At 63.3% G+C, this 26,394-nt stretch carries 29 protein-coding genes; 8 read left to right on the top strand and 21 right to left on the bottom strand.

Features of this window, described 5'->3' with window-relative positions; genetic code table 11:
* Positions 1–40 precede the first annotated feature (40 nt).
* The 5 genes from GXP34_13470 to GXP34_13490 all read right to left on the bottom strand — a co-directional run bounded on the left by GXP34_13470 (position 41) and on the right by GXP34_13490 (position 3,090).
* Positions 41–445, bottom strand: coding sequence for a DUF4332 domain-containing protein (locus GXP34_13470; protein ID NOY56975.1), 405 nt, complete (start codon positions 443–445; stop codon positions 41–43).
* Between the two features lie 160 nt (positions 446–605).
* Entirely contained in the window at positions 606–1,205 is a 600-nt protein-coding gene (locus GXP34_13475) for a nucleotidyltransferase family protein (protein NOY56976.1), read from the bottom strand.
* Positions 1,206–1,252: 47 nt separating this feature from the next.
* Positions 1,253–2,449: a class I SAM-dependent RNA methyltransferase gene (locus GXP34_13480; GenBank protein ID NOY56977.1), complete on the bottom strand. Its 1,197-nt coding sequence runs from the start codon at positions 2,447–2,449 to the stop codon at positions 1,253–1,255.
* Positions 2,442–2,642 carry a helix-turn-helix domain-containing protein gene (locus tag GXP34_13485; GenBank protein NOY56978.1) on the bottom strand — a complete coding sequence of 67 codons (201 nt, stop codon included), beginning with the start codon at positions 2,640–2,642 and terminating at the stop codon, positions 2,442–2,444. Before GXP34_13485 ends, GXP34_13480 begins: the two co-directional genes overlap by 8 nt.
* Before the next feature lie 4 nt (positions 2,643–2,646).
* A complete protein-coding gene (locus GXP34_13490) occupies positions 2,647–3,090 on the bottom strand; it encodes a transglycosylase SLT domain-containing protein (GenBank protein NOY56979.1) in 444 nt (147 codons plus the stop codon).
* A 730-nt stretch (positions 3,091–3,820) separates the two neighbouring features.
* On the opposite strand from GXP34_13490, the gene GXP34_13495 reads away from it, so the two are divergent.
* The 3 genes from GXP34_13495 (at position 3,821) to GXP34_13505 (ending at position 6,776) form a co-directional block, all read left to right on the top strand.
* Positions 3,821–4,108: a hypothetical protein gene (locus GXP34_13495; GenBank protein NOY56980.1), complete on the top strand. Its 288-nt coding sequence runs from the start codon at positions 3,821–3,823 to the stop codon at positions 4,106–4,108.
* On the top strand, positions 4,105–5,136 hold the full coding sequence (locus tag GXP34_13500; GenBank protein ID NOY56981.1) for a hypothetical protein: 1,032 nt from the start codon (positions 4,105–4,107) through the stop codon (positions 5,134–5,136). The genes GXP34_13495 and GXP34_13500 overlap by 4 nt, the downstream gene beginning before the upstream one ends.
* A 197-nt stretch (positions 5,137–5,333) precedes the next feature.
* Complete coding sequence (locus GXP34_13505) at positions 5,334–6,776, top strand: glycoside hydrolase family 13 protein (protein ID NOY56982.1); 1,443 nt, start codon at positions 5,334–5,336, stop codon at positions 6,774–6,776.
* 117 nt (positions 6,777–6,893) lie between these two features.
* Here the strand turns inward: GXP34_13505 and GXP34_13510 are convergent, their stop codons facing one another.
* The 6 genes from GXP34_13510 to GXP34_13535 form a co-directional block, all read right to left on the bottom strand.
* Positions 6,894–7,154, bottom strand: coding sequence for a hypothetical protein (locus GXP34_13510; GenBank protein ID NOY56983.1), 261 nt, complete (start codon positions 7,152–7,154; stop codon positions 6,894–6,896).
* A gap of 220 nt (positions 7,155–7,374) precedes the next feature.
* Positions 7,375–9,513 carry a 4Fe-4S dicluster domain-containing protein gene (locus GXP34_13515; GenBank protein NOY56984.1) on the bottom strand — a complete coding sequence of 713 codons (2,139 nt, stop codon included), beginning with the start codon at positions 9,511–9,513 and terminating at the stop codon, positions 7,375–7,377.
* 100 nt (positions 9,514–9,613) lie between these two features.
* Positions 9,614–10,333 (bottom strand): hypothetical protein, encoded by a 720-nt coding sequence (locus GXP34_13520; protein NOY56985.1) that lies wholly within the window; start codon positions 10,331–10,333, stop codon positions 9,614–9,616.
* Between the two features lie 47 nt (positions 10,334–10,380).
* Entirely contained in the window at positions 10,381–11,628 is a 1,248-nt protein-coding gene (locus GXP34_13525) for a hypothetical protein (GenBank protein NOY56986.1), read from the bottom strand.
* Positions 11,625–12,080, bottom strand: coding sequence for a thioredoxin-dependent thiol peroxidase (gene bcp / locus GXP34_13530; GenBank protein ID NOY56987.1), 456 nt, complete (start codon positions 12,078–12,080; stop codon positions 11,625–11,627). The genes GXP34_13525 and bcp overlap by 4 nt, the downstream gene beginning before the upstream one ends.
* Positions 12,081–12,298: 218 nt before the next feature.
* Positions 12,299–13,210, bottom strand: coding sequence for an alpha/beta hydrolase (locus tag GXP34_13535; GenBank protein ID NOY56988.1), 912 nt, complete (start codon positions 13,208–13,210; stop codon positions 12,299–12,301).
* Between the two features lie 235 nt (positions 13,211–13,445).
* Here GXP34_13535 and GXP34_13540 point away from each other — a divergent pair, with 235 nt between their 5' ends.
* From GXP34_13540 to GXP34_13550, 3 genes are read left to right on the top strand one after another with little or no spacing between them, the layout of a single operon-like run.
* On the top strand, positions 13,446–13,814 hold the full coding sequence (locus tag GXP34_13540) for a helix-turn-helix transcriptional regulator (protein ID NOY56989.1): 369 nt from the start codon (positions 13,446–13,448) through the stop codon (positions 13,812–13,814).
* Positions 13,811–14,716 carry a cation transporter gene (locus GXP34_13545; GenBank protein NOY56990.1) on the top strand — a complete coding sequence of 302 codons (906 nt, stop codon included), beginning with the start codon at positions 13,811–13,813 and terminating at the stop codon, positions 14,714–14,716. The genes GXP34_13540 and GXP34_13545 overlap by 4 nt, the downstream gene beginning before the upstream one ends.
* Positions 14,695–16,638, top strand: a complete 1,944-nt coding sequence (locus GXP34_13550) for a heavy metal translocating P-type ATPase (GenBank protein ID NOY56991.1) — start codon at positions 14,695–14,697, stop codon at positions 16,636–16,638. The genes GXP34_13545 and GXP34_13550 overlap by 22 nt, the downstream gene beginning before the upstream one ends.
* Before the next feature lie 24 nt (positions 16,639–16,662).
* Here the strand turns inward: GXP34_13550 and GXP34_13555 are convergent, their stop codons facing one another.
* From GXP34_13555 to GXP34_13590, 8 genes are all read right to left on the bottom strand, one after another.
* Positions 16,663–17,820, bottom strand: a complete 1,158-nt coding sequence (locus GXP34_13555) for a HAMP domain-containing histidine kinase (GenBank protein ID NOY56992.1) — start codon at positions 17,818–17,820, stop codon at positions 16,663–16,665.
* Positions 17,817–18,509 carry a response regulator transcription factor gene (locus GXP34_13560; protein ID NOY56993.1) on the bottom strand — a complete coding sequence of 231 codons (693 nt, stop codon included), beginning with the start codon at positions 18,507–18,509 and terminating at the stop codon, positions 17,817–17,819. The genes GXP34_13555 and GXP34_13560 overlap by 4 nt, the downstream gene beginning before the upstream one ends.
* Positions 18,510–18,572: 63 nt before the next feature.
* Complete coding sequence (locus GXP34_13565) at positions 18,573–19,004, bottom strand: hypothetical protein (GenBank protein NOY56994.1); 432 nt, start codon at positions 19,002–19,004, stop codon at positions 18,573–18,575.
* A gap of 376 nt (positions 19,005–19,380) precedes the next feature.
* Positions 19,381–20,052, bottom strand: coding sequence for a redoxin domain-containing protein (locus GXP34_13570; protein NOY56995.1), 672 nt, complete (start codon positions 20,050–20,052; stop codon positions 19,381–19,383).
* 218 nt (positions 20,053–20,270) lie between these two features.
* Entirely contained in the window at positions 20,271–20,672 is a 402-nt protein-coding gene (locus GXP34_13575; GenBank protein NOY56996.1) for a cytochrome c-type biogenesis protein CcmH, read from the bottom strand.
* On the bottom strand, positions 20,665–22,722 hold the full coding sequence (locus tag GXP34_13580; protein ID NOY56997.1) for a heme lyase CcmF/NrfE family subunit: 2,058 nt from the start codon (positions 22,720–22,722) through the stop codon (positions 20,665–20,667). Before GXP34_13580 ends, GXP34_13575 begins: the two co-directional genes overlap by 8 nt.
* A gap of 215 nt (positions 22,723–22,937) precedes the next feature.
* Complete coding sequence (locus GXP34_13585; protein NOY56998.1) at positions 22,938–23,666, bottom strand: cytochrome C biogenesis protein; 729 nt, start codon at positions 23,664–23,666, stop codon at positions 22,938–22,940.
* A gap of 108 nt (positions 23,667–23,774) precedes the next feature.
* Positions 23,775–24,263, bottom strand: a complete 489-nt coding sequence (locus GXP34_13590) for a Rieske 2Fe-2S domain-containing protein (protein ID NOY56999.1) — start codon at positions 24,261–24,263, stop codon at positions 23,775–23,777.
* Between the two features lie 439 nt (positions 24,264–24,702).
* Here GXP34_13590 and GXP34_13595 point away from each other — a divergent pair, with 439 nt between their 5' ends.
* Both GXP34_13595 and GXP34_13600 read left to right on the top strand, forming a co-directional pair.
* Positions 24,703–25,086 (top strand): helix-turn-helix transcriptional regulator, encoded by a 384-nt coding sequence (locus tag GXP34_13595; GenBank protein NOY57000.1) that lies wholly within the window; start codon positions 24,703–24,705, stop codon positions 25,084–25,086.
* A 2-nt stretch (positions 25,087–25,088) separates the two neighbouring features.
* Positions 25,089–25,529 carry a hypothetical protein gene (locus GXP34_13600; protein NOY57001.1) on the top strand — a complete coding sequence of 147 codons (441 nt, stop codon included), beginning with the start codon at positions 25,089–25,091 and terminating at the stop codon, positions 25,527–25,529.
* Between the two features lie 4 nt (positions 25,530–25,533).
* On the opposite strand, the gene GXP34_13605 is transcribed toward GXP34_13600, so the two are convergent.
* A complete protein-coding gene (locus tag GXP34_13605) occupies positions 25,534–26,097 on the bottom strand; it encodes a HEAT repeat domain-containing protein (GenBank protein NOY57002.1) in 564 nt (187 codons plus the stop codon).
* 64 nt (positions 26,098–26,161) lie between these two features.
* Positions 26,162–26,394: hypothetical protein (locus tag GXP34_13610; protein ID NOY57003.1), on the bottom strand; the 233-nt coding region annotated here is incomplete at its 5' end.

A 26,394-nucleotide genomic window follows, 5' to 3' on the forward strand; every position in this document is an offset into this window, starting at 1 on the left:
CGGGCCGGACCGGCGGCCGACGACCGAGAACGGACGGCTTCTAGCGTTTGATCACCGGCTCCGTCTCGGCTGCCAGGCTGATCCAGCGAGCGACCATTCCCTCGGTGGGGAGTCGCCGAACCAGCTTGCGTTCCTCGTTGATCTGCGCCATCTTGTTCGTCAGCGAGGCGGCGTTCCTGCGACGCAGTTCCTTGACGGTGTCGACACCTGAAGCCTCGAGAAGATCGGCGTATTCGCCTCCGATGCCCCTGATGCGCATCAGGTCCGCGCGATTCACCCACTGAAGGATCTGCCGCTCCATGAGCCCGGTTTCTTCGGCGAGCTGCCGGCGTCCCCGCCGCGTGCGCCCGCGCTTCAGCAATGCCTCCGTGGTCCGTATGCGTGATCGCCGCAGACTTCGGGCAGATGCAACGCTGATTCCACTGAGTTCGTCAATCGACGCCATCCAGGCTCCTTTCTCCCTCGTGGCGCAGACTAGTGTCACAGCCCTTACGCTCGTCTCCCGCCGGGAGATCGTGCACCGCCCGCCGTTTCTCGGTGCGGCCCCAAGGCCAAGTCTGCGTTCCTCGGCCGTTGGCACCGCAGAAGTACGAAGGGACCTCGACTCAGCCGCCGTGCCGGTCCGGGTGCAGATCCTCCACGTCCTGCATCGTGTCCACGTCTCTGGGCATGGTGGAGGAAAACCACACCTCTTCGACCCATTCTGGATGGGCCTGGAGCAACGTGCGTGCCCCTTGGTCGCCTTCGAGACTCATCAGTCGCGGCCACAAGGCTCGATCGATGAGGACCGGGTTCCCACGCTGATAACGGTATTTGGGGACCACGGCCCATGCTCCCGTCTCCTCATACCGGTCGATGAGCTTCTGGACGACCTCCGGATCCACCTCCGGCTGATCTCCCAGCACGATCAAGACGGCGTCTGCTCTGGCTTCGCGCGTGATCGTGTCGAGCCCAACCCTCAACGAGGACGCCATCCCCTCTTCCCATTCGAGGTTCTGGACAACCCCGGCATCGCCGAACTCGACTCGCTCGAGGATGTCCTCGATCCTCGAGCCCAGTACCACCCACGTCTCATCGACCGGGAGACTCGAGGCCATCGCAACCACGTGCTCGAGGAGCGTCGGCCCTCCCCAGTCCAGGAGTTGTTTCGGTTCACCCAGCCTCGTCGACGAACCGGCGGCAAGGATCAGAGCGTCAATATGCATGGGACGTGACTATACGCCGATCCCGAGCCACGTACGGCAGCAGGACATCATCGAACGAAGGCGGCGACCGTCTCGATGTGGAACGTCTGTGGAAAGAGGTCGACCGGAGTGGCCCACTGCAGTCGATATCCACGTTCGGCGAAGTGCCGTGAATCCCGGGCGAGGGATGCAGGATCACACGACACGTACGCGACGGCCCGAGGTCCTCCCGAGGCCACCACATCGACTCCTGCCCTGCCGAGCCCGATGCGAGGTGGGTCGACGATGGCAATGTCCCACGTTCCACCGACTCCGGCCTCGAAACGGTGCCCGACGATCTGCGCCTGCATGCCGTTGAGATTGTGACGAAGGTCTCCGAGCGCCCGGGCGTCGGATTCCACGGCGATGACCTTGCGGACTCCACGACCGATCGTCGCGGCGAACAGACCCACACCGGAGTAGGCATCGATCAGCACGTCGTCAGAACGGGGATCGACGGCCTCACCGACGAGCCGAACAAGGGCCTCCGCGCCGTCCGTGTTCACCTGGAAGAATGCCTCCCCGGAGATCCGGAAACGCGCGTCCGCCACTTCCTCATGGATAAACGGCTCGCCGAGGATCGCTCGCAACCGGCCGCGGCTCGACCGGGCGACACTGGCGCCCCACCCCTCCGCGCCTGGGGGAACGGCTCCCACGACGACGACGAGAAGATCGCCCGTGCGTATCCCGCTGCGAAGCGTCACCTGCCGGACTCCCTCGACCGGGTCGAGACGGGCAAACAGATCTGCAAGAGCCGGCGCGAGTAGATGGCACTGTTCAATGGCTACAGAATCCCTCGACCGTCTGCGATACATCGAGAGACGACCGCCTGCAACGTGGAACGTCATTCGGTTGCGATATCCGAACGATGCACCCGGTGCAACCGTTTCCCGAACCATGGGATCGTCCACTCCTCCGAGATGCTCGAGCTGTCCCCGGACGATTTGCCGTTTTGCATCGAGCTGAACATCGTAGGATGCGTGCTGCCACTGGCATCCCCCACACGTGCCAAAAGCCGGACACGGCGGTGCCGTGCGCAGCGGAGACGGCGCGAGGACCTCCAGAAGCTCTGCCCGTGCCCACGACGACTTCTCTCGCACGATGCGGACACGAATCAGCTCGCCCGGCAGCGCATCCGGTATGAAGACGGCTTTGCCCTGCCATCGTCCCACGACCTCTCCCCCGTTGGCCCAACGGTCGGGAACGAGTTCGATCGGATCAGACATCTTGGCCACGCTGCACATTGATCCAGTCCTCCAGGTCTCGTTTGGAGACCCGCCATACTCTGCCGAACTTCACTGCCGGTATCTCACCTGCTCGCAGCAAGGAGGTGACCACGTATGGTGTCACCTCCATGTACGCACAGATATCGGCGACAGAGAGCCACTCCTTCGCTCCACCGATCTCGATACGCTCCATACCGCTACGGCTTACAGGACCAGTGGCCCCATGCCCCGGCGGGATGCTGGGTGCGAATGGAGTAGTTCACAAGCCATGCGGCCGAGGCGATGTTCGCCTCCGGGTCGAACCGACTGTACCCACCGAACCCGGCCCGAACGCTGGCGATGGCCCATGTGCCCCTGAGGAACTGGAAGAGGCCGGCCGCGCTGGAACGAGAATTCGTTGCATCCGGGTTTCCGCCGCTTTCGCAGTACATGACGGCAAGAGCCTGATCGACGAGCTCAGGTGGGAAGTACTTCTGGACGAGAGGCCGCCATCGTTCTACACCTCTGCCGATGCGAAGCCTTCGCTGCGCCTCGTCATACGCCTTCTGTGCGACCGCTGCATCGTTGCGGGCAGCCCGATACTGTCGATCGGCTTCGTCCACGGCGAGAAACGCCGCGCGAACCTCCACATCCGCCTGCATGAACATCTGCTCGAGAACGTCGACCTGGGAGTTCAGATCGTCTTGAATTCGCTGGAGCCGCTGCTGTTCCGACTCCTGGTCGGAGCGCAGCTCGCTCAGGACGCGGCGCTGGACCGCCAGCTCGTTGATCCGAGCCAGGTCGTCCTCACGCACCGTCTCGGCAACGTCCTCGAGAACGAGCGCCTGTGTGAGGTCGGCGGAGAGCACAACCAGGCCGATGTCGGTCGACCACGCGCTCATGTACGCCTCCACGGCTCGTTCGTTCGCCGTGGTGCGCAGTGATCTGACCAACACCTCTGCATCCTCGATCTGCCCACGAAGTTCGATCACTTTGGAGGAGACCGTGTCGAGATCCGCGCTGGTGCGCTCGACGGCATCGAGCCGCGACAGCAGGTCGGCCTCGATACCGGAGCGGACGAGACTTGCCTGGTTGGCGGCCTGCTGCGCATCGGTCAGCGCCGATTTCGCCCGGTTCGCCTCTTGCCGAGCCTCGTCGACCTCACTCTTGGTCTGCGCGAGCGCAACCCCACCGCCCGGAAGTGAGGCGAAGAGAACGACCGCGGCAACAGCCGCCACGCAAATACTCCGAGGCACCGACATCGCCCCAAGGCTACCTGCCCCACCCAGAACGCGAAAGAAAGACCCCTCTACCGCTTGTTCACTAAGCGTCTCTGGTCTATGTTGACGATTGTCAACGATGTTTATGTGTGTCTTGTGAGGAGGGTACACGGTGGATCCGCTGCGACATCCCGATCTCGTCGAGCTGACCCGTCGCCTTCGCTCCCAGTTCGAAGAGGTCCTCGGTGCCGAGCAGGAAGCCGCGGCAACACTCCACCGGAGGACGCGGACACTGCGCGATCGTTTCCTCGACGCAGAAGACCGACGGGAGCGCGCCAGCGTCGTCACGGTCGAAGGATCGGTCATCGACGGGACCGTCACCGGGGTTGGCCTGGACCATGTAACTCTCGACGGATCGGTGGTCTCCCTCTTCCACATCACGCGAGCACGGTTCCGATGAGTCGTGCATCCGTGGCAACCGTGCTCAGCGCCCGCCCGTGGGAGGAAGTCTTCGTGTCGTTCGCCCGAGAGACGGCAGCGGTGCGGGTCGTCGCTCGAGCGTACGAGCCGGAAGAAGCCACTCGTCGCTCCCCGGGCGTCATCGTGGCCGGATCGGAGACACCGTGGGTCTGCCCGGCCATCGTGAAGGCATGGCGACGCAGAGGTATTCGAGTCGTCGGAATCTATCCCGCCGGCGACGAGCCCGGGAGGCAGCTCTTCGAAACGGCCGGCGCGGATGAGATCCTCCCCGACGACACCTCGTCGCTCCGGCTGCTGCGCACGGTCCAGGCGCTCTCGGTCGCCGCTCCCCCGATCTCACCCGAGGGTACGCTCGTCGCGGTGACCGGTCCCAGGGGGGCGCCGGGACGTACCGAGATCGCCATCGCCATCGCGTGGGGCGCTGCACGAGGTCACCGGACGCTTCTCGTCGATCTCGACCCGCCCTCCCTTGGCATTCGTCTCGGGCTTCGACCTCACCCGGGTCTCGCCGATGCGTTCGATGCCGTCCGATCCTTCGGAGAACTGCCTGACGACCATGCTCGCATCGTCGGACCGATCTCCGTGCTCGCAGGCATCGACGGAGGCCCGCTCACGGCCGCCCTCCGCTGGGAACTCGTTCGCTCGGCGCTCGGTTCCTTCGATGTCGTCGTGGTAGATCTGGGACCATGGCCCCAGGGCGAGACGATCCTGCGACAGGCCGACACCGCCGTGCTCGTGTGTGACGCCGGCCCCACGGGACTCATCCGTGCCTCGATGCTCGTCGACGCGTGGCAGGGGCCCACACCGATACCTCTGGTCAATCGTGCAGACGACCCGGCCGCAACAACCAGAGAGGTGCGCCAGGCACTCGGCTTGGAGCCTGCAGGTCTGATCCCGACACTCGCGAGTATCCGAGCGGCGGCGCGACAGACGTCGGCCCCTCCGCGAGAACTGATCGAGCAGGTCGCACCGGTGCAGCAATCGATCGCAGCGCATCATTCCAGATAGCACCATCCGGGATGCGCCCGTCGTATCCATCCGATCCCGACAGACACATCCCCCGCGGAATCCGGACCGACCATCACACCTCCCGCAAACGACCAAGAGCACGACACCGCCATGCCGGGCGGCAACGAGACCACGGCGCGAAACATGCGACTTCCGTTATGCGTTACGGACCGCTCATGCAAGACTCGCCATCGCACATGAACACACCACCGTCCTGGGTATCCGACGCCGTCTTCTATCAGATCTTTCCCGATCGGTTTGCCAGATCGGAACGGGTCGCCAAGCCGTCGAACCTCGAGTCGTGGGAATCGCCGCCGACCGTCCACGGGTACAAAGGTGGTGACCTGCTCGGTGTCGAAGAGCACCTCGACTACCTGACCGATCTCGGCATCACGGCGCTGTATCTCAACCCGATCTTCTGGTCGGCCGCCAACCATCGCTATCACACGTTCGACTACTACACGGTCGACCCCATGCTGGGAGGTGACGAGGCCTTCGACACCCTGCTGAGCGCCTGCCACGATCGAGGAATCAGGGTGATCCTCGACGGCGTATTCAACCATGCAAGCCGGGGCTTCTTTCCGTTCCACGACGTCGCAGAGAACGGACCTGCCTCTCCATGGAAGGACTGGTTCTTCATCGAGGGCTGGCCGCTGCACCCCTATGAAGAGGACCTGCCTGCGAACTACGACGCATGGTGGGGTCTCCGGGGGCTCCCGAAACTGAACACGGACAACCCGGAGGTACGCGAGTACCTGATGGGTGTCGCCGAGCACTGGATCAGCCGGGGTGCGGACGGGTGGAGGCTCGACGTGCCTCAGGAGATCAAGACGGAGGGATTCTGGGAAGAGTTCCGTACCCGAGTGAAGGCGATCAACCCCGAGGCCTACATCGTCGGCGAGATCTGGAACGACGCAAGGGATTGGATCGCCAAGGGCGACCGTTTCGACGGAACGATGAACTACCTCTTCGCCGGATACACCCTCGCGTTCACCGCCGGATACCGAATCGAGAACAGCCTCGCCGCGGGCCAGAACTATCCCCTCACGCCGGCGCTGGACGGGAACGCCTATCGAGATCGCATCGACAAACTGATCGGTGCCTATCCGAAGCATGCGGCGGAGGCGAACCTCACACTGCTCGGATCGCATGACACACCTCGTGTGTCGAGCGTCTCCGGAGGTGACACGACCTCGGTAGAACTTGCGGCGCTCCTGCAGTTCACGTTCCCCGGCGCACCGAGCATCTACTACGGGGACGAGATAGCCATGACCGGCGGGAGGGATCCGGAATCGCGAGGTGCCTTTCCCTGGGACGACGAGGACGCGTGGGATCACGGTCTGCGAGCGACGTTCAAGTCCTTGATTGCGCTTCGCCGCGACCATTCTTCACTCCGCCACGGCGAGTACCACTCACTCGCCGCGAAGGACCACATGGTCACATTCTCCAGGGTGGGAGCGAGCGAGCGGATCATCGTCGCCGTCAATGCCGGAGACGGCGCTGCATCCGCATCGTTCCGGACCGACGGCCTCGCCGGCAACTACCGAACACTCTGGGGCGATGGTGGCGTCAAGGCAGATCGAGACATCGTGCGGTTGGCTCTGCCGCCCCGAACCGGCGCGGTGTGGCAGGTCGTCTAGGAGTGGCCGGTCGCCGAAGCGTTCCCAACAAGAAGGCACCGCGTCAATCACTGATGACCGAAAACTGAGAACTGACGACTGGCGACTCGAAACCGGCTGCTGCGGGTGCAGCGAGAACTACGCGATGGCCGTTGCCACTCTCCGGCGACGGTCCGGTGCCTTTCCGAACCGACGTTCGTTGGAAACCGGCGTTTCCGGCGCGGCATCCCAGCTCATCCACTTGATGCGACCAGTCTGGAAGAGGCCCGAACTCACGAGTATCTCCTCTCTGGCGACATCGAGATGGACCGCTCCACAACGCGAGCACGCAACGCGGACGATGCCCCCACCGACCGCGACGGGATCCCCGAAATCGTGCTCTTTGCAGGTACGTGCCATGGTGACTCCTGTGCGCGCTGTCAGTGGTCAAAGTACTACAGAGGGCGGGCGCGGCGGGGGGCCAACCAGGGTCTCATCCCAGTGACTAGTGCCTCGGCAGGCAACGTTCGTGAGGTCGATGCCGAGTCTCGTGTCTCGTACTGGAGTACCGCCGGACGTGACGAATCAGGTGCAAGAGTTGCCTGCCGGGGCAGAGCACCGGCCTCCCGGTTCCGGGCACCTACTTCTCGAGGAAGATCCGCTCGGAGAGGATCTGGGCGATGTCCTTGATGGGGATCTCCACCCCCAGCTCCTTGACCCCATCGTCCATCATGATGAAACAGAACGGGCAGGCGACCGCAACCTCGTCTGCACCGGTGGCGATCGCCTCCTGCGCGCGCTCGATGTTCACCTTCTTGCCGACCCGATCCTCCATCCAAAACTGGGCGCCACCGGCGCCACAACAGAACGACGAACTCCCCGAGCGGTCCATCTCGACGAGACCGGCGCCGACGACGGAACGAGGAGCCTCATAAACATCGTTGTACCGGCCCAGATAGCACGGATCGTGGTAGGTGATCTTCTTCCCATCTGACGCCTCGGGACTCAGCCTTCCCGTTTCGACGAGGGCCGAGAGCAGTTCGCTGTGATGGACCAGCTCATAGTCGCCACCGAACTGTGGATACTCGTTCTTGAGCATGTTGAAGCAGTGAGGGCACTGGGTGATGATCTTGCGCACACCCAGGTCGCCCATCGTCTCGATGTTCTCCAACGCCAACTGCTGGAAGACATACTCATTGCCGGATCGTCGGGCAGGATCACCGCAGCACTTTTCTTGCAGACCGAGAATCGCGAAGTCCACTCCGGCTTCGTGGAGCAGCTTGGCGGTGGCGACGGCCACTTTCTGATTACGGTCGTCGAATGACCCTGCACACCCGACCCAGTACAGGTACTCGGCGCTCTCCACACCGTCTTCACCGAAGATCTTGACATCAAAGTCGAGCTGACTGGTCCATGCCGCACGGTCCTGTTGGCCCATCCCCCACGGATTACCCTGGTTCTCGAGCGCCAGGTAGGTCTTGCCGAGTTCCGACGGGAAGTCCGACTCCATCATCGACAGATACCGGCGCATGTCGAGGATCTTGTCGACGATCTCGATGTTCACAGGGCACACCTCGTCACAGGCGCGGCACGTCGTGCAGGACCACACTTCCTCGGTGCTGATCCGTTCGAAGACGTTGTCTGCAGTGACGGTGATCGCAGCGTCCGCCATGACCGTCGGAGAGACGGCCGGGCTTCCCGTCGCCGTTGCCACCTGCCCGAGCTTGAGGATGATCTCCCTGGGGTCGAGTGGCTTACCCGTCACGTTGGCCGGGCACACCGACATGCACCGGCCACACACCGTGCACGCATCGGTATCGAGGAGCTGTTTCCATGTGAAGTCCGCAACCACCGAGGCGCCGACCGTCTCGATGTCCTCGGCTTCCATGAGGTTGGGCATCTCCCGCATCGCTCCCTTGGGCCGCTCACGTGGAGAGAACACCATGTTGGCCGGAGACAGAAGCATGTGCCGCAGCTTGGTGGTCGGCAGCAGCACGAGGAAACCCACGAACGAGATGACATGCAGGACCCACAAGATCCGATGCCACACCTGTGCCACGGCAGCCGGGAAGAGAAAGCTCAGCGGGTACCCGATGACCGACCACGTCTCGAACGAAGGGCGCCCGGCAAGGGAGATCCGTGCCGCTTCGACGAGGAGTCCGGTGATCCCGATCATTGCCAGCGTGAGCAGGATCCAGGCGTCTTCGTCCCTGGTCTTGGACCGGAGCCGCCACGGACGCCGCCCGTACCGACGGGCGACCGCCCACAGCACACCTGTCACGAACACGACGCCGGCCAGATCGAGCACCGCGGAGTAACCCTGGTAGAAGCCACCTTGGAGGAACTTCATGCGCACCGGAAGGAGGTGGTCGATCTCGAGGGTGACCGTGCCCAGGAACAGGACGACGAACCCCCAATAGATCATCGCGTGCATCCATCCGGCGCTCCGTTCTTCGAGGAGCGTGCGCATGCGAAGACCCGAGTCGAGGGCCAGCACCCGTTCCTTCCACTGTCCCCAACGACGTTCGAAGGCGCCGCGCTCCCAGTTGCGTGCCCGCAAGGAAAACAGGTAGAGGCTCAATGCGAGAAACACGCCAACCCCTACGTAGAAGACGGCGATGAGTGCATCGGGGACATCCCCGAAGATCACTCTCCCAACGGCAGGAACGAAGTGGCCAGGCAGCGTTCCGAGCCACCAGAGGAGCAGTGTTGCAAAGAACGTGACGACGGCGAGGGCGCCCAGGACCCTGCTGGCGGTCGGGCGGCGACGAGGTTCCATCCTGCTCCTTCAACGCGGGCAGGCGCAAGTGTACCGGTCGAAAACGTCCCTCCCTGCGCGAACGCGGGGCGGCTTAAACCGCCCCGCCTCGACCTTGGGATCAAGCCTCTTCGGTGAGCCCGAGTTCCTTTCGCAGCTCCTCCAGCTTCGCGTCGGCCTGTGTGACCGATATCGCCTCACGAAGTTCCGCCTCGGCCCCTTCGGGCGTGGCCTCGCGCAGTTCCGCCTTGGCTTTCGCCTGGGACAGCCGTTGTGTGATCTTCTCCTCCACTCTGTCGAGGCTCGGAGCGTCAACCTCCATGGAGACAGAGATCGATTCGATCGTTTTGTTGACGGCCTCCTGCATCTTCGCCTGCTGGAGACGGCCGATCAGTTCCATCTTCTTGGCGGCCAGCTCCTGCAACCGCATGGCGTTCTGTTCGACTGCCCGCTTGGCATTCTCGGCTTGCGTGACCGCGATTCCGTACTGCTCCTTGAATCCGGCCAGGTTGTTCTCCGCCGCCTGGAGCCTCATGGCGAGGCTCTGTGCAGCACGGGTCCATTTTCCGACCGCTTCGGTGTCTCCCGCCTTCTTGGCCTCGTCGGCTCTCAACAACGCCTGCTTGGCCATTTCCCGCGCCTCACCGAGATCGTCCGCTGCGCTCTCGATCTTGGCTTCGAGTTGCGTACGGTGGGCAATCACCTGAGCGGCCTGGTTCCGGAGCTTCTGGTCCTGCTGCCTGGCCTCGTTGATCGCCTGCTCGACCTCCACCTCCGGGTCCATCGCCCGCTCTGCGGCGCCGCGAAAGAGCGTCACCAGATACCCCCAGAGTCGTTTCAAGAACCCCACTGCTTTCCTCCTGTTGTGTGTGTTTTCATCCTAAGTGGTCAGCGCCGCCTCCGGCGCGCCCGACCCTTTGGCGCCGTGGACGCCGACCGTCTGGCAGACGTCCTCGAACGAGGAGTGGCGGTGGCCCGCCGGATCGAGCGGGATCGAACAGACCCGACCCGCCGCGATGAGCGGCTCCGATACTGTGCCGCCGTCCCCATGCCGGCCACCGCCATCTGGAACACATCCATCCAGTCGAGTCCCCCACCGCCGTACGACCGCGGCGCCATGGGCGCGGGTACACGACGGCCGCCAACGAGAATGTCGCGCGGCGTTGGCTGTTCACCATTGCGAAGCTTCTCGGCACAATCGCGACAAACGCTCACCGTTTTCGTCCCGGCCGGCGTTGTGATCGTCGCCTCCTCCGTCCCACCCCGGTGTGTCGGGTCGAAGAAACACGACGAAGGGTGGTCCTGCGGTTCAGGCGGTACGGCGCGGCCCTCGGTGATCGCATCGGCCGCTTCGAGCTGCCAGCGTGCCCGGTCCAACCGATCAGGGAGGCCCTCGAGAGCGGCGAGTGTATCCGCGGCTTCGAAGGCGTCTTGTGCAGCATCGAACGTGGCGGTGGCGGCCCGATAGTGCTCGGTGGCCTCATCGTTGGCGGCAACCGATACCTGGTCGCTCAGCTCGATGATTCGGTTGGCGATCGCGTCGAGCTGCGTCTTGATCTCGTTGCGAGCCTCCTCGATCCTCCGCCGTTCGATCTTCTCGTCGCCTCTCTTCCCTCTCCATATCGCCACGGCCACGATCCCGATGACGACGACCACCACTGCGATGGGAATCAGTCCCCCACCCCCGGCCGAGCCGCTCGGCACCGTTGCAGGGGTCGTCGAAGCAAGGGAATCCGCGAATGCTCGGAAACCTTCGACATAGCTGGTGTCGAAGAGATCGATGGCGGCATCGAGAGCGTCACCGAGCTGCACGTCGGAGAAGTCGCTGCTGACCGCCCCCAGATCCGTCGGTGCCACCACGACCACGGTTCCGCCGGGCAGCGCCGCGAGGATGTCTCTGGCAACCGTGTCGGCGCCCTCCGGGGGGTCTTCGACGAGCGCCACGAAGTAGAGGGCCGGGGTGTCGGGAAGATCGGTAACGAGTTGCTCCATGGCGTCGACGTCGACCGGTGCGCCCTCCTCGATGGCGTAGTGACGGAATGCCGCCTGGTCGGCAAGTGAGGTGGTGTCGACCGCCAGTGCCGACTGCATCAGCAGAGCCTGAAGTCCAATGACAAGGAGGACGATGGCTCTCATGACATCTCTGCCGTCAAGCGATCGACATGCCCCTTGGCGCGAACGTTGCGGTATGCCCGAAACACCGTGGCGTCGGGCCCGATGACAAACGTGGAACGAATGATTCCCTCGTACTCCCTGCCGTAGTTCTTCTTCGTTCCCCATGCGCCGTACGCCTTGGCGACCGTATGGTCCTCGTCAGAAAGCAGCGGGAAATTCAGGTGTTCCTTGTCCTTGAATCTCGCCAGTCGCGAAACGGGATCGGGACTGATACCGACGACGGCATACCCCGCTTCCTGCAGACGATCCCTGCGATCTCGGAAATCACACGCTTCCGTCGTACAGCCGGAAGTCATGGCCTTCGGATAGAAGTACACGATGAGATGCCTGCCCCTGAAGTCATCGAGCGAGACCGTGTTTCCCGCATCATCCGCGAGTTCGAACGCGGGCGCCTGGTCACCGGATTCCAACACTGTTCACACCTCCCTTTCCGGACCAAGATTAGAAGGCTGTCGCATAATGCCGGTATCTCGTATTTCGTACTTCGTATCGCTACCTGCAGTGCTGCAAAACCGTAGGGCGGGAGTAGAGACCGGCGCGTCGAGGAGAAGAACGCAGCGGGTGGAGCGTCCTCTGGCCTCCCGGAGGAGCGAAGCGAGCACGGCGAAGCCAGGAGCAGAGACCGACGCGCCTACGGGCCCAGGGTTGACGACGACTCACCGCGACGTGGAATCGAGTGTTCCCAGTCGGCCAGCAGGGTCCGCAGCGCCGCCACGAAGGCCAGCGGCTGGTCGAGGATGAGGTGGTGATGCGCCTCGGGAATGGATACGACCGGTGCATTGTGACCCATGAGATCGTACATGTGCTCTGCGATATCGGGCGGGACGATCACGCTGAACTCACCGCGAAACAGCGCGACTCGCGTTGTGATCGCCTGGAGCCGTTCCCCCAGCGGGCGATAGGCCTGATCGAAGATGCGAGGGTCGAACTTCCATGTCCACCCGTCCGGAGTCTCGTGCAATGATTTTCTCGCGATGAAGTCGACGATGTAGGTGTTCTCGCATGGCTGTGGCGGAATCAGGCGAAATCGCGAGAGGGCGGTCTCGAGATCCGGATAGCTGCCGGGCGATACGAACGCCTGGCCGCGCGCCGCCTGCTCGGATTCGGGGTCCGGCCGGCGCACCGGTGTGTCGACGATCACCGCGCCCGCCAGATCATTCCCGAACGCCGCAGCCGTCTCGATGATGACCATGCCGCCGAGACTGTGACCCACCACGACGGGTGGGCCCGGGAATCCGGCATCGGCCACCACCGCCATCACCTCACGCGACCACACCTCCCTCGAGTACTCCGAGTGCCTCCCGCTGTCACCGTGACCGGAAAGATCGAGTGCCACCACATGCCACCGTTCGGTGAACAGCGGGGCGAGGTGACTCCACCAGTGGGCGTGCGCCGCGCCACCATGGAGGAACACGAGCCCAGGCATGTCGGGATCACCCCAGCCCAGGTAGTGGATGGGGCAGCCATTGACGTCGATCGTGTGCTCGTCGGGCTCCATGGCGATCGCCTTGCGGAACCAGCCTGGTGGTTGTGAAACGCTCATCGCCGGAACGGTAGTCCATTCCTCTCCGTGGCCGAGTCGATCCCTGTCGCCGAATACGCGCCTACACGGTGTCGATGGACACATCGCCCAGCGGCACAGAGCCACGCGGTGCTCGCAACGGGCAGGCAGCACGATCGGTGATGACATCGTCGATACAACCCCACACAGTGATCGCCAGATATATGAATACCTGAACTTGTATTCATATATTGTTCTCTCTAACGTCTCTCCAACGATGCTCGACGCCACATCAGCTCGAACGCGATTCATTCACCCGGAGCGAGTCGCCGACGTCCAGGATCGCCTTCCAAGCCTCACCGGGGCAAGGGCGCTGGCCGATCAGTTCAAACTGCTCTCAGACCCCGCACGAGTTCGCCTGATCTACGCGCTTCTCGAAGCCGGCGAGCTCTGTGTCGGCGATTTGGCCGGCCTCGTCGAACTCAGCGAATCGGCAACGAGCCATCAGCTTCGCCAACTCCGGGCCGCCAGTCTGGTCACCTACCGGAAGGAAGGACGGATCGTCTACTACCGCCTCGCGGACACACACATCCGTCTCCTGCTCGACGTTGCGAGCGAGCACTACCGCCACACGCACACATCATGAGCACAGGGCATAGTCACGCCTCCGTCTCGGCCGGCGCCAAGCATATCGGGCGCCTGTGGGTCACCTTCGGACTGGTCGTCGTCTTCATGGTCGTGGAGGCGGTCACGGCTCTTCTGTCCGGATCATTGGCGCTGCTGTCGGACGCCGGCCACATGGCCACCGATGCCGTAGGTCTCGGGATGTCACTCGCAGCGATCATTGCGGCGACCCGGGTCCAAAGCTCCGGCAACCTGACCTATGGGGTGTACCGCCTCGAGATCCTCGCGGCACTCGCCAACTCCGTGTTGCTTCTCGGTGTTGGAGCCTATGTGCTCGTGGAAGCGGTGAAACGACTCGAGGACCCGACCGCAGTGATGAGCGGACCGATGTTGATCGTGGCCATCCTTGGCCTCATCGTGAACATCGTGTCGTGGTTGCTGCTTCGGAAAGGGGCCAAGGAGAGCCTCAACCTGGAGGGCGCCTTCCTGGAAGTCGTGGCGGACGCGATCGGCTCCGTCGGCGTCATCGCCGCCGCTCTCATCTTGCGCTATACGGGGTGGCTGTACGCGGATCCCTTGTTCGGCGCGGCAATCGGCCTGTTCATCATTCCCCGAGCCTGGCGTCTCGGGCGCAAGGCCATCCGCGTTCTCATCGAGGCCGCCCCAACCGAGATCTCCGTCAGCGAGATGCGCGAGCGGCTCCGCGTCCTACCTGGTGTCATCGATGTTCACGACCTGCACGTGTGGACCCTCACCTCTGACATGAATGTGGCATCGGCGCACCTCATGATCGACCAAACGTTGGATTCGCACCCGGTCCTCGACCAGGCTCGGGACCTCCTGAAAGAGGAGTACGGCATCACCCATGCCACCCTCCAGGTGGAACCCGATACACACGAAGGATGCGAGGACGCGACCTGTTGATCGACGATCCGGATTCCAGATCGTCACGATCCGCCCACACCGGATCCCGCCACATTCGGCTGCGCGAACTGCTGCAGTCACGTCCCGTACGCTGGTCACTCTCGTCGGGCCTCCTGCTCGCCACAGGTTTCGCCGCCGGACGCCTCGACGCACCGGATCTGGTGAGTTCGGGTCTCTACATCCTCGCCCTCGTCGCAGGAGGGCGATTCTTCGCCACAGAGGCGATGGAAGAACTCATCGAGGGACACCGGATCGACATCGAGCTGTTGATGACCGTCGCCGCCGTCGTCGCCGGGATCCTCGGCGAGTGGGGAGAAGCTGCCACGCTGGCTTTCCTCTACTCGATATCCGAAGCTCTGGAAAGCTTCACGGAGGACCGCTCCCGCCGGGCGATCGAGGCGCTCTTCGAGCTGGCGCCAAGAATCGTCACACGAATCGATCCCGACGGAACCGAAACCGACATCGCCATAGAGCAGCTCGAAGTCCGAGATCGCTTCCTCGTCCGGCCGGGTCAGAATGTGGCGACCGACGGTGTGGTCGTCGAGGGCTCGTCGGCCGTGAACGAAGCGGCGATCACCGGGGAATCCATGCCGATGGAGAAATCGCCGGGTTCCCGCGTGTACGCGGGAACCACGAATGCACAGGGAGCGCTCGTGATCGAGGCGACGGCGACCTTCGCAGACAACACACTCTCGGCCATCGTTCGTCTCGTCAAGGAGGCCCAGGAGCAGAAGGGCCGTGGACAGCGGTTCATGGAACGGTTCACCCGTCACTACTCACCGGCCGTGCTCGCCACAGGCGTGGCCGTCATGCTCGTGGGTGGGTTCGTGACCGGCGAGTGGGCAAGATGGGCCGAACGGTCGGCCATCGTGCTGGTCGCCGCCGCACCCTGCGCCCTGGTCATCTCGATCCCGGTGACCTACGTCGCCGCCATCGGCAATGCGGCGCGCCGAGGCGTACTGATCAAAGGGGGCGTCTACCTCGAAGAGCTCGCCCAGGTGCGCGCAGTGGCGCTGGACAAGACCGGCACGCTGACTCGTGGAGAGCCACGGGTGACCGCCCTGGTTCCGCTCACGACCATCTCCGAGGACGACGTCCTGACGATCGCTGCCGGCATCGAACGCTCCTCGGAACACCCCCTGGCGCGCGCCATCGTGTCGGCAGCGCGCGAGCGCGGCCTGGATTCTCCGGCGGTGTCGGACTTCCAGACCGCACCAGGCGCAGGAGCCCGTGCAACGATCGACGGTGCCGTCTACGTGATCGGCTCGCCGAGCTATCTGGAGCGCCTGGGCATACGCGTGGACACCGACATCGTCGCCGATCTGGAGGCATCCGGCGCGACCGCCGTCGTGCTGACACGGGACCGTGAGCCCCTCGCGGTGATCGGGATCGCCGATGAACTCCGGCCCGATGTCGCCGATACGCTCCACGGCCTCCGTGGTTTCGTGGACCATCTCGTCATGCTCACCGGGGACAATCCCCGAACGGCCTCCGCCATTGCCAGAGATCTCGGCCTGGACGAGGTGCTGGCAGGGTTGTCCCCATCGGACAAGGCGGCTGCCATCAACCGGCTCGTCGAACGCCACCGACATGCCGCCATGGTCGGCGACGGCGTCAACGACGCCCCCGCGTTGGCTGCCGCTTCCGTGGGCATAGCGATGGGCACCGCCGGGTCCGACGTGGCCCTCGAAGCCGCCGACGTGGCCCTGATGGCAGACGATCTCTCCAAACTCATCGACGCGTTCACGATCGGACGACGAACACGACGGGTGGTGGCTCAGAACATCACCATGGCCCTCGTCCTGCTGGCGGTGCTGATACCCGCGGCGCTCGCCGGTCTGCTGTCCCTTCCGGCCGCGGTTCTCGCCCATGAGCTCTCCGAGATTGCGGTGATCGCAAACGGGACGAGACTCGCCCGCTGAACTCTGCCGGTTCCCCGTGTCAGGTCAAGTCGACGGGATCCTGATCACGAATGTCGCACCTTCTCCGAGTCCGGCGGATGTCGCCGTGATGTCTCCGCCGTGTTGTCGAACGATGCCGCGTGCGATCGTCAGGCCGATACCGGTTCCCCCGGGTCCGGAGTGGTCCACCCGATAGAAACGCTCGAATACCTGCGTCTGCTGGTCAGGAGTCAGACCGAGTCCGGTGTCGGTCACTCGGACAAGCACATCCGAGCCCTCGGATCCGATATCGACGGAGACACGCCCTCCCGCCGGCGTGTAGGCAAGCGCGTTCCCGATCACGTTGATGAGCACCTGCGAAAGGCGATCACGGTCGCCTCGGACGTGCAGCTCTTCCCCCGCCTCGACTTCGACGGCGACACCCTTGGCTTCGAACTGGACCTGCAGGTGCTCGATCACCTGGGTAACGAGTCGTGTCAGATCGAGTTCCTCGAGGTTCAACGGCTGAGCACCCTCTTCTGCCCGGGACAGCGCTCCCAGGTCCTCCGTCAGCCGCTTGAGCCGCCGAACTTCACGATCCCAGGCCGCGAGCATTTCCGGGGTCGGCTCAAAAACACCGTCGAGAAGCCCTTCGACGTACCCCTCGATGGTGGCGAGCGGCGTTCGGAGCTCATGAGCAACCTCCGAGATGAGTCGCACCCGCCGTTGTTCCGTCTCGTCGAGCGCCTGCGCCAGAGCGTTCACGTCTCGAGCAACCGCCGCCAGCTCTATCTCGGCAGGGAGGTCGACCCGCTCCTCGTACGAACCGCCTGCCATGCGACGCGTCACCCTGCGGATCGATGCCAGCGGAGCAAGGATTCTCCGGGTCGCGAACGACGCGATCGCCATCCCGGCGAGACCGGCCACCAGGAGCGCCACGGCAAGCGCACGACGTAGCGATCCGTCGAACGCGTCGCGCAGACCCTGCTCGACGGTTGGCGTGAGGAAGCCCTGCGACATACCCGACATGTCCCGACCCGTCATCATGTCGTCCATGATCATGTCCGGAGACATCATCATCTCATTCATACTTCGGACGTCGCCTTCGAAGTACGCGGGGGCCAGCAGCTCGACCATCACGACCAGCGTGACTGCGCCGATCAGGATCACGACGAGATATGACACCATGAGCCTCGTGCGCAGACTCCCGAACGGCCGTGTCATGGCGCCTCGCCGATGAACTTGTAGCCCACACCGCGAACTGTGGCGATGAAGCGGGGATCGGCGGAATCCTCACCGAGACGCTTTCTCAGATTGGAGATGTGTACGTCGACCACTCGGTCCATCAAGAAGTAGTCCCCACCCCATACCTGTTCCATGAGCTGATCTCGCGTGAACACCCTCCGGGGCGCGCGAGCGAGGGTCGAGAGGAGATCGAACTCGAGCGCGCTGAGCTCCACAGGCCGCTCCTCGCAGAACACCTCCCTGGCACCGAGGTCGATACGAAGGCCTTCGAACTCGAGTAGATCGCCACGTCCGTGCACAGATCGGGCTCTGCGAAGCACCGCGGTGATACGAGCGGTGAGTTCCCTCGGCGAGAACGGTTTGGTCACATAGTCGTCTGCGCCAACCGTCAGTCCAACGACCCGATCGACCTCTTCCGTCCGTGCGGTCAGCATGATGACCGGGACATCGGATGTGACGCGTAGCTCGCGGAGCACTTCGAATCCGTCGAGGCCCGGGAGACCAACGTCGAGAACCACGAGATCAAAGTCCCGAGATGCGAGCAGAGCGAGCCCCTGCTCGCCGTCGGTCGCCTCCGTCACCTCGAACCCGCCGGCGGCGAGGTAGGACGACAGCATGATTCGGAGATCTTCCTCGTCGTCGATGACAAGGATCCGCTTTCCTTTCATGACAACGATGGTAGGGCGCAGGATCTCCCGCGCCCGACCGATTCGTTCACCCGGGGGCTGCTGCTACCGGCCGCCACGCATGCCACCACCGTTGCCATAACCCGGCGTCGACCCGTTGCCATAGCCGGAGCCCATCATCGAGCCGTGGCCGGAACCGTCCGCGCCCCACATGGATTCGTGCATCTCATCCATTCGGTCATGGTCCGGGTCGTTACCGTTCCAGACCGAATCGTGCATCTCGTCCATCCATTCTTCCGACTGCACACCATCGGCGCCTCGCATCGAAGCGTGCATCTCGTCGGTGCACTCATCACCGTTCCGGGCCGAGTCGTGCGTTGCGTCCATCCCTTCATGCCCGACACCTGCCGGAATGATGCCGGGAGTCGAGACCGGCGAGGGAGCTGGTGCCGGTGCTTGGGAGAACGCAAAGGCGACGGCCGGTGTCACGAGCAAACCGAGGATCACGGCCCCCGCTATCAGATATCTTTTCTTCATGATGATCATGTCCTTCCTGCTCATCGGGATCCGGATGATGTCCGTCTCCCGCTCCGTCTTGTCTGTTGGGATACAGCCAAGCGGATCGGCATCAAGGAACGTCCGATGGCTCGGTAAAGCTTCTGTAATGACGCGCACCCGCCTCAGGTCGGTCCGTAGGAGCGACCTGAGGCCCGAGCCACGAGGGCCCTTCGTTCCGAACACGGGTCGCTCATCTGTCGGGCCCTCCGTCACGTTCACGTCCTCGAACCGGACGCGAAGGCGGCCCCCAATCGAGAGAGCGACCGTTCGACAAAGCGCCGGCTGTGCGACCGTTCCCCTCGACCCTCACCTGGTCCGTCGGTAGCAGGGCCCACCGGCGAATCCCACTGCAGTGCTACGAGCCTGGCGGGGCCTGGAGATTGCCACCTACCCTCGATTGAGGCACTTCCCCTCGCAGCATGGTGTCCAAGGTGGAGCTCAGGAGGCCTGCGTTGGACTCACCGACGATCTTCGCCGCCACGATCCCCTCGGGATCGATGAAGAACGTCTCGGGGATGCCATAGACGCCATACTCGATGGCCACACGCGAGCCTTCGTCCGTCACACTGTCATACCCGCGGCCCAACTCGTCCAGGAACCGGATCGCCGCTTCCGGCTTGTCCTGGAACACGATGCCGACGAAACGAACACCCTTGTCCTCGTATCTGAGTGCGGTCCTCACGAGATCATTGTGTTCGGCCCGGCAGGCGACACACCATGATGCCCAGAAGTTCACCACGACGATCTGGCCTCTGAGGCTTTCCAGTGACAAGGTCCCTTCCTTCTCGAGGTAGGGAAGCTCGAACGCGGGAGCTTCCTTTCCGAGAAGCGGAGACTTCACCAAGCTGGGGTCCATCCCGAATCGGCTGCCGAAGACCACTCCCAACAAGATGCCGGCCACGGCAACCAGCACCGCGGCCCACCGCGCGTATCGAACACGCGGCGCAGTCTCGTCCTTGTCGATCCCGAGGCGCTTGTCGCCGTCCTGACGTACCTCCCCCTCGGGTTGCTTGGATTCGGGCTTCATGCATCTCCCTCGACGAACCGCCAGAGCGAACAAGATCTGCGCCGGTTCACATCTTGTGGCTCCTACGCCCTTGATGTCCTACAGATCGTAGTAGCCGGCGACTTTCTGGCCGAACCCGTCAGAGTGTGGCTCTCCACACCCGCACCGTCATCCCTGCCCTGAATCGTTTCGACGGTCTCTCTCCAGCCCGCGCTCTCCCAGGCGAGACCATCGTTCCTCTACCGTCGCCGTGCGGGTGTGGTGTCCCGACGCCGTCGCGACAGTGCCATCCATATGCCACCCGCTACGACCGGAATGGGGAGCAGCCACACCACCAGCGTCTTCCCCGAGAAAGGAGGATCGAGCAGGATCGCCTCCCCATAGGAGGCCTCGAAATACGCGATGATCTGATCGTCGGTCTCGCCTGCCGCAACCTTTTCCTCAACGACGTCCATCATCGCTCTGGCAGTCTCGGATGGAGATGTCGCGATGGACTCGCCCTGGCACACGGGACACATGATCCGGCGCCCGATGGCGAGCACCCGGTTTTCCGGGGTCGGATCCCCGAGGACGAAGCCGATGATGACGATGGCCGCCAACAGCAGGGTCAGCAGCGTGCCGGGCAGTCGGGAACTAGACATGCGCCGTCCGCTCTACGGTCGTTCGGTCTCGTTCGGGCTTCTTGACCACGCGGGACCACAGAGCCGCGATCGCGGTGAGGAAGCCGCCCACCCAAACCAACCAGATGAGTGGAAACCAGAAGATGCGAATGGCAACGTTCTGCTCATCGAGGCTCTTCAGTGACAGGTACAGATCTCCCTGCAGCGTCGCATCGATATCCGGCGTCGCTACCGAATCGAGCGACTGCGGATACTGGTTGAGGCGGGGTTCGAGCACCGAAACCATCCTGCCGTCCTTCGCGACCTCGATGCGGGCACCCGTGACACTCCGATTCGGTTCTTGGCGCTCGAAGCGCTGCATGTACGTGAGGTCGAAACCTGCGACCGACACGGTGTCTCCCGGAGACATGACTGCACTCGTATCCACCGCCAGGTTGGCGGAGAACGCGATGCCGATGGCGAGCAGGGCAACCCCCAGATGGGACATCTGTCCTCCCCAGTACCCCGCGTCACTGCGCAGAACACGCAAGATCGCGGCCGGAACGGACAGCTCGCGCCGATCAGCGACCTTGCGTGCCGATACGGACAGATGCCGAACGATCACCGATATCACAAATGACGCCGCGAGGACCGTCATCAGCAGATAGGGGTTGCGATAGCCGAGGACGACCATGACCGCCGTCACTCCCAAGGCGGCCCGAAGTGGAACACGAATCCGGCCCCACACGACAGACCCCTTCGCTGCCCGATACGGTGTCACGGGCCCGATCGCCATGGCCAGCAGCAACCCGATCGAGAGAGGAATCGCCATACGGTCGAAGAATGGGCGCCCGACGCCGACCCTGTCGCCCGTGATCGCCTCGACCACCATCGGATAGAGGGTTCCCGTGAGCACGATGAAGGCGAACACCGTCAGCAAGAGGTTGTTGCCGAGAAACACGCCTTCCCGACTGGCCAGCGAGTCCAGACGCGGAGAGGAGGCGACCAGGTGCACCCTGGCGGCGAAAAGGCCGAACGATGCCACCAGCACCACCATGAGGAACCACAGGAGAGCCGGCCCGATCGGAGACTGGCTGAAGGCATGAACCGAGTTGATCACACCGGATCGAGTGAGGAATGTACCGAGGATGGTCAGGGCGAACGCCGCGATGACCAGAACGAAGTTCCAGGCCTGCAGCATGCCGCGACGTGCCTGTACGACCGAAGAGTGCAAGAAGGCCGTGGCGACCAACCATGGCAGGAATGAAGCATTCTCCACCGGATCCCAGGCCCAGAAACCACCCCAGCCCAGCACCTCGTAGGACCAGAGTCCACCAACGACGATCCCCAGCGTGAGGAACATCCAGGTGATCAGCGTCCAGGACCGAGTGCGACGCAACCACTCCGTGCCACTAGAACCCCGCATGAGTGCCGACATCGCGAACGCGTACGGAACGGTCAGCCCCACGTATCCGATATAGAGCGTTGGAGGATGGACGGCCATGAGCGGGTGATTCTGGAGCAGCGGATTCGGGCCCCGCCCCTCGAGAGCAGCGAGAGCCGGAGCCCAGGGCAAGTTGCTGGCCTGGAAACAGCCGACCGAAGCAGGCGCGACACAGACGGCAAAAGGATTGGAGATGCTGGCCATGAGTGCAAAGAAGTACACCGAGACGATGCCCAGTACCGCCAGCGCTCCCGCACCGAGAGGATCGGGGCCTTTCCTGCGAGCAAGGCCCCAGTAGACAGTGAGAATGAACACTGCGAGAACCAGGCCCCACAGGACGATGCTGCCTTGCAGCGCGCCCCAGGCCGATGCCGCCTTGTAGAGAAGCGGAGTCGTTCTGGTGGAATTGTTTGCCACATAGCTGATCGAAAAGTCGTCAGTGAGAAGGGCGACCTCGAGGCTGGTCATCGCTACCACGGCACCGCCGACAAGACCGTACACGGGCCACTTCAGACGCGACGCGACTGCCGCAGAAGGTCTCACCATGCCGCGAAACCCGCTCACCACCAGCCAGGCAGAGGAGACGAGGGAGATGACGACACCCAGATAGCCGACGATGGCGGTCACGACCGCCGCCTTCCACTGCATCGAAACGTTGGCGCAAGTTCATCGATATCGGCGATCCCTCTCATCATGCCTGGAACTTGTGCCATCAGCGTCTCCGTTGAAGATCAGAAGCCAGAGGAACAGCGTTGAGAATCGCGAGCACACCGAACCCGGCCGGACGTTTTATACGACGCAGCGTAGTAGTTGAATCCGGACCTGCCGAACTGACGGCGATCTGATACAGCACGAAATGACAGTCAGATCGGGGGCCAGCCAAGTCGGGCAAAGGCGCTCTGAAGAGGGATGAAGATCGCCCGCCAGATACCCGAGGTGAACATCACTCCAACCGCAACAAGCATCGAACCACCCACCATCTCCACTCGCCTGCCGTTGCGCTTCAGCCACGCCAGCGACCCCCGGGCTCGCTGGAACCCCAGGGCCACCAACACGAAGGGAATCCCCAGTCCGAGAGAGTAGATCGCAAGGAGCGCCCCACCCCACATGACCGTCTGGGTTGCACCGGCGACCGTGAGGATCGTGGCGAGAATCGGACCGATGCACGGTGTCCAACCGACAGCAAAGGCCATCCCCATTGGGAAAGCACCCTTCAATCCTCGCGGAGCCCGCGTCATGTCCAGACGGAGTTCCCGGTGATACCCGGGGATTCGAAGGACGCCCAACATGGCGAGTCCCATCACGATGATCCCGACACCTGCTATGCGGGTGATGAGATCGACGTTCCTCAAGAAGAGGGATCCCACGAGCGCAAACGACGCCCCGAGGGCAGTGAACACAACGGTGAAACCCCCGACGAAGAGCAGTGCTGCTTTCAGGATCGTCGACCGCGCGGCACGATCTCCGAGATCCTCCACCGGCAACGCCGACATGTACGACAGATACCCGGGAATCAACGGCAGACTGCACGGAGAGCTGAAGGAGACGATGCCGGCTATCAGAGCGAGAACCGCGAGTATCACGTCTGTCATACAACGACGCAGTGTAGTCGTCGCACCCGGCGGCTCCTCCTACAACCCTGCTCGTGCCTCCCCTGCGGCCAAGGCACTTGGCGACCGTGCACCTCTCATCGAGACGGATCAGCCCTGCACTCTTATCGGAGTGGGCTGGAACTCGATCTCGTCGCCTTCTACGTCGAGCTCATAGCGATCCAGCGGGCGGGGCGGCGGACCCGAAACGACGTTTCCGTTCTCGTCGTACACACCGGCATGGCATGGACAGTAGAACTGCCTGCGATCCTCCACCCACCGCACTCGACAGCCCAGATGCGTACAGATGTTCGACATGCCGATGAAATCGCGTCCATCGTCCGTCTTCACATAGACGGCAATATCCTCGGTCGTCGTCTGCCAACCCGTCGTGTAGTCGACCGAAGTCTTTAACAGGGTCGGTTCGCCGAGCGCGACGTTCCTCGTCGAACCCAGCGGAAGCCATTCGGCGCCTGCTTCGGCTTGCTTCGGCGGCAGGATGTATGCCACGGCCGATGCACCGAACACGGCGCCGATGGCCGCGAGCATGACGGTTATTGCCCTGCGAAGGAATGTGCGTCGACCGATCGAGTTGCTCACCATCGCCTCCTCTCTCAGTCCTCGCCAAGAAAGCCTACTACGACAGAATGTCGTTCCTCCCGGATATCAGGCGTCAAACCTCGCCTCGTCGGAAAAGGTGGTTGCGCCCACAGGGGTTTGTCGCGTGATGCCGGTACGTGGATCACCTGCAGGAACGTGACCTCAACGAACCCTCCCCATATCCGTGGACACAACTCGGGTCACCCACAACGACATAGGTGCTCTACTCGGGCGAACGCGATCGCAGCCTCCTTTGAGCCGTCCGTCAACTCCCACACCGCTTCTGTTCGCGCCGGTGACCTGAAGGTCCCTTCGGTCAGATCATCGGTCCATCCTCTCGGAAACATCTGACCACGGACCTTGTCAGAGTACGGCAGACGCCCGGAGACATCGTCTGTCGCGTGGCATGGCACGAGCCCCAGATGACGCCACAATGGGGATGCAACCACGACCACCAAGGCACACCGCACATGCCCTTCGGCGACCGCATCCGACAACTCCGCAAAGAAGCCGGCCGGCCCCAAGCCGAACTCGGCACCAAGATCGGCACCGGCTCGGCCGCATCAGCCACTACGAAACCGGCAAGATCACCCCATCCGCCGACGCCCTCGTCCGCCTCGTAGAAACCTTCGGAGTCTCCTGCGACTACCTCCTCATCGACGACGCCCCCCGCCGACCCTTCCGTTCCCCCGAAGACACCCTCGGCGAACACCTCCACCAACTCACCGAACTCACCCCCCACGGCCAACAACTCGTCATCAGCTTCATCGACGCCCTCGTCACCAAAACCCGCCTCAAAACCCTCGCCGGCGGAATCAACTGAACATGAGCTCCTGGCGCGACACCGCATCACCGCAAGCTCAGCAAGACCTTGACACGCTCCTCGACACTGCACTCGGCTTCGCTCAACAGCAGCTGGATAGGCACGGTGAGTTCTTCCCCTATGCCGTCATGGTTCGATCTGACGGTGAGACGGAGATGGTCGCCGCCCGGCCCGACGCCGACAACGACCGTCCCGCCTCGGTCGACGTGATCACAGCGTGCCGGATCACGCTCACCGAACGACGAGATCAACTGAGGGCGGCAGCGGTTGTTGCCGACGTCCGCTTGCCCGGGGGCGGCGATGCCGTCCGGGTAGAACTCGAACACACCGAGGGACCGGCGCTCACGGTCTTGCTGCCCTATGCCAGAAAGCGGTTCGGGCGAGGCATCGACTTCGGAGAACTCCAAGCGGCAGCGGGAACCAAACACGTCTGGCTCGGCTGACCGGTCACGCCGGTAGCTTCGCCAGCCCCTTGCGGGCCGCGCTGCGAACCCAGGCGCGCCCATCCGCGAGCTTGCCTTCCAATGCTGATCGAGCGCTCGGCGCCTTCAGTTTGGCAAGTGCCTTCACCGCCTGCCCATCGACCTCAGGATCATCGACGAGATCGAGCAACACCTCGACAGCGTCCAGTCTCTTCGACTTCCCCAACGCCAGGACGATCATCTGCCGCGCCTTACCGAACCGAACATCACGCGCCAGGTCAGCAAAGGCGTCGAAATCAGCGTCAACGAACAACACCTCCAGAGCGTTACCGATCGTCCACCGCAAACCTGTCCCGGTCGGATCGGCCGAAGCCTCAAGCTGGCGGAACTGCTCAAGCAGTGGCCCCGTCGCGAGCGGCTTGGCCCAGGGCACCGACAGCGCCCGCACGATCTCGCCCTTCACCTTCACGTCGGTAACCCGAACCAGCCAGTCGACCAAGACCGGTATGGCCTCGCGATAACGGGCTCCCGAGTGCCTGAGATCCGCAAGCGATCTCGATGTGAAGCCGGCGGCCGCCAGATCCACCAAGATAGGTTCCTCGCCAGGTGCCGGTGGTGCCGAACTCATCAGGGCAAACTCCGGATCAAGTTGATCACCCTACATCAACAGCCGTCTGCAGCGGCCCCGACAGCTGCGTCGAACCACGCACATATAGGTTGAACGTCAAGCCCTCCTGCTGGGCATAGACAGCGAAATCGCGCAACTGGTTCGTGTAGCTCAGACTGCCAACGTTCTTCACCTCGCCCAAGACCATGGCGTTCAACTCATCCGGGATCCGGTAGGAGGCCGTGCCGCTCAGCGAAGGGATGCGATCGGTGTTCCTGA

The sequence above is a fragment of the Actinomycetota bacterium genome, assembly GCA_013152275.1.
Classification (GTDB): domain Bacteria; phylum Actinomycetota; class Acidimicrobiia; order Spongiisociales; family UBA4744; genus BMS3Bbin01.

Coding starts and splice junctions, on each gene's coding strand:
- GXP34_13505 (NOY56982.1), top strand. CDS start 5,334: ATGAACACACCACCGTCCTGGGTATCCGACGCCGTCTTCTATCAGATC.
- GXP34_13485 (NOY56978.1), bottom strand. CDS start 2,642: ATGGAGCGTATCGAGATCGGTGGAGCGAAGGAGTGGCTCTCTGTCGCC.
- GXP34_13475 (NOY56976.1), bottom strand. CDS start 1,205: ATGCATATTGACGCTCTGATCCTTGCCGCCGGTTCGTCGACGAGGCTG.
- GXP34_13580 (NOY56997.1), bottom strand. CDS start 22,722: ATGCAGTGGAAGGCGGCGGTCGTGACCGCCATCGTCGGCTATCTGGGT.
- GXP34_13560 (NOY56993.1), bottom strand. CDS start 18,509: ATGAAAGGAAAGCGGATCCTTGTCATCGACGACGAGGAAGATCTCCGA.
- GXP34_13570 (NOY56995.1), bottom strand. CDS start 20,052: ATGAAGCCCGAATCCAAGCAACCCGAGGGGGAGGTACGTCAGGACGGC.
- GXP34_13575 (NOY56996.1), bottom strand. CDS start 20,672: ATGTCTAGTTCCCGACTGCCCGGCACGCTGCTGACCCTGCTGTTGGCG.
- GXP34_13565 (NOY56994.1), bottom strand. CDS start 19,004: ATGAAGAAAAGATATCTGATAGCGGGGGCCGTGATCCTCGGTTTGCTC.
- GXP34_13600 (NOY57001.1), top strand. CDS start 25,089: ATGAGCTCCTGGCGCGACACCGCATCACCGCAAGCTCAGCAAGACCTT.
- GXP34_13525 (NOY56986.1), bottom strand. CDS start 11,628: ATGAGAGCCATCGTCCTCCTTGTCATTGGACTTCAGGCTCTGCTGATG.
- GXP34_13545 (NOY56990.1), top strand. CDS start 13,811: ATGAGCACAGGGCATAGTCACGCCTCCGTCTCGGCCGGCGCCAAGCAT.
- GXP34_13585 (NOY56998.1), bottom strand. CDS start 23,666: ATGACAGACGTGATACTCGCGGTTCTCGCTCTGATAGCCGGCATCGTC.
- GXP34_13550 (NOY56991.1), top strand. CDS start 14,695: ATGCGAGGACGCGACCTGTTGATCGACGATCCGGATTCCAGATCGTCA.
- GXP34_13555 (NOY56992.1), bottom strand. CDS start 17,820: ATGACACGGCCGTTCGGGAGTCTGCGCACGAGGCTCATGGTGTCATAT.
- GXP34_13510 (NOY56983.1), bottom strand. CDS start 7,154: ATGGCACGTACCTGCAAAGAGCACGATTTCGGGGATCCCGTCGCGGTC.
- GXP34_13595 (NOY57000.1), top strand. CDS start 24,703: ATGCAACCACGACCACCAAGGCACACCGCACATGCCCTTCGGCGACCG.
- GXP34_13515 (NOY56984.1), bottom strand. CDS start 9,513: ATGGAACCTCGTCGCCGCCCGACCGCCAGCAGGGTCCTGGGCGCCCTC.
- GXP34_13535 (NOY56988.1), bottom strand. CDS start 13,210: ATGAGCGTTTCACAACCACCAGGCTGGTTCCGCAAGGCGATCGCCATG.
- GXP34_13470 (NOY56975.1), bottom strand. CDS start 445: ATGGCGTCGATTGACGAACTCAGTGGAATCAGCGTTGCATCTGCCCGA.
- GXP34_13490 (NOY56979.1), bottom strand. CDS start 3,090: ATGCAGGCGGATGTGGAGGTTCGCGCGGCGTTTCTCGCCGTGGACGAA.
- GXP34_13480 (NOY56977.1), bottom strand. CDS start 2,449: ATGTCTGATCCGATCGAACTCGTTCCCGACCGTTGGGCCAACGGGGGA.
- GXP34_13540 (NOY56989.1), top strand. CDS start 13,446: ATGCTCGACGCCACATCAGCTCGAACGCGATTCATTCACCCGGAGCGA.
- GXP34_13500 (NOY56981.1), top strand. CDS start 4,105: ATGAGTCGTGCATCCGTGGCAACCGTGCTCAGCGCCCGCCCGTGGGAG.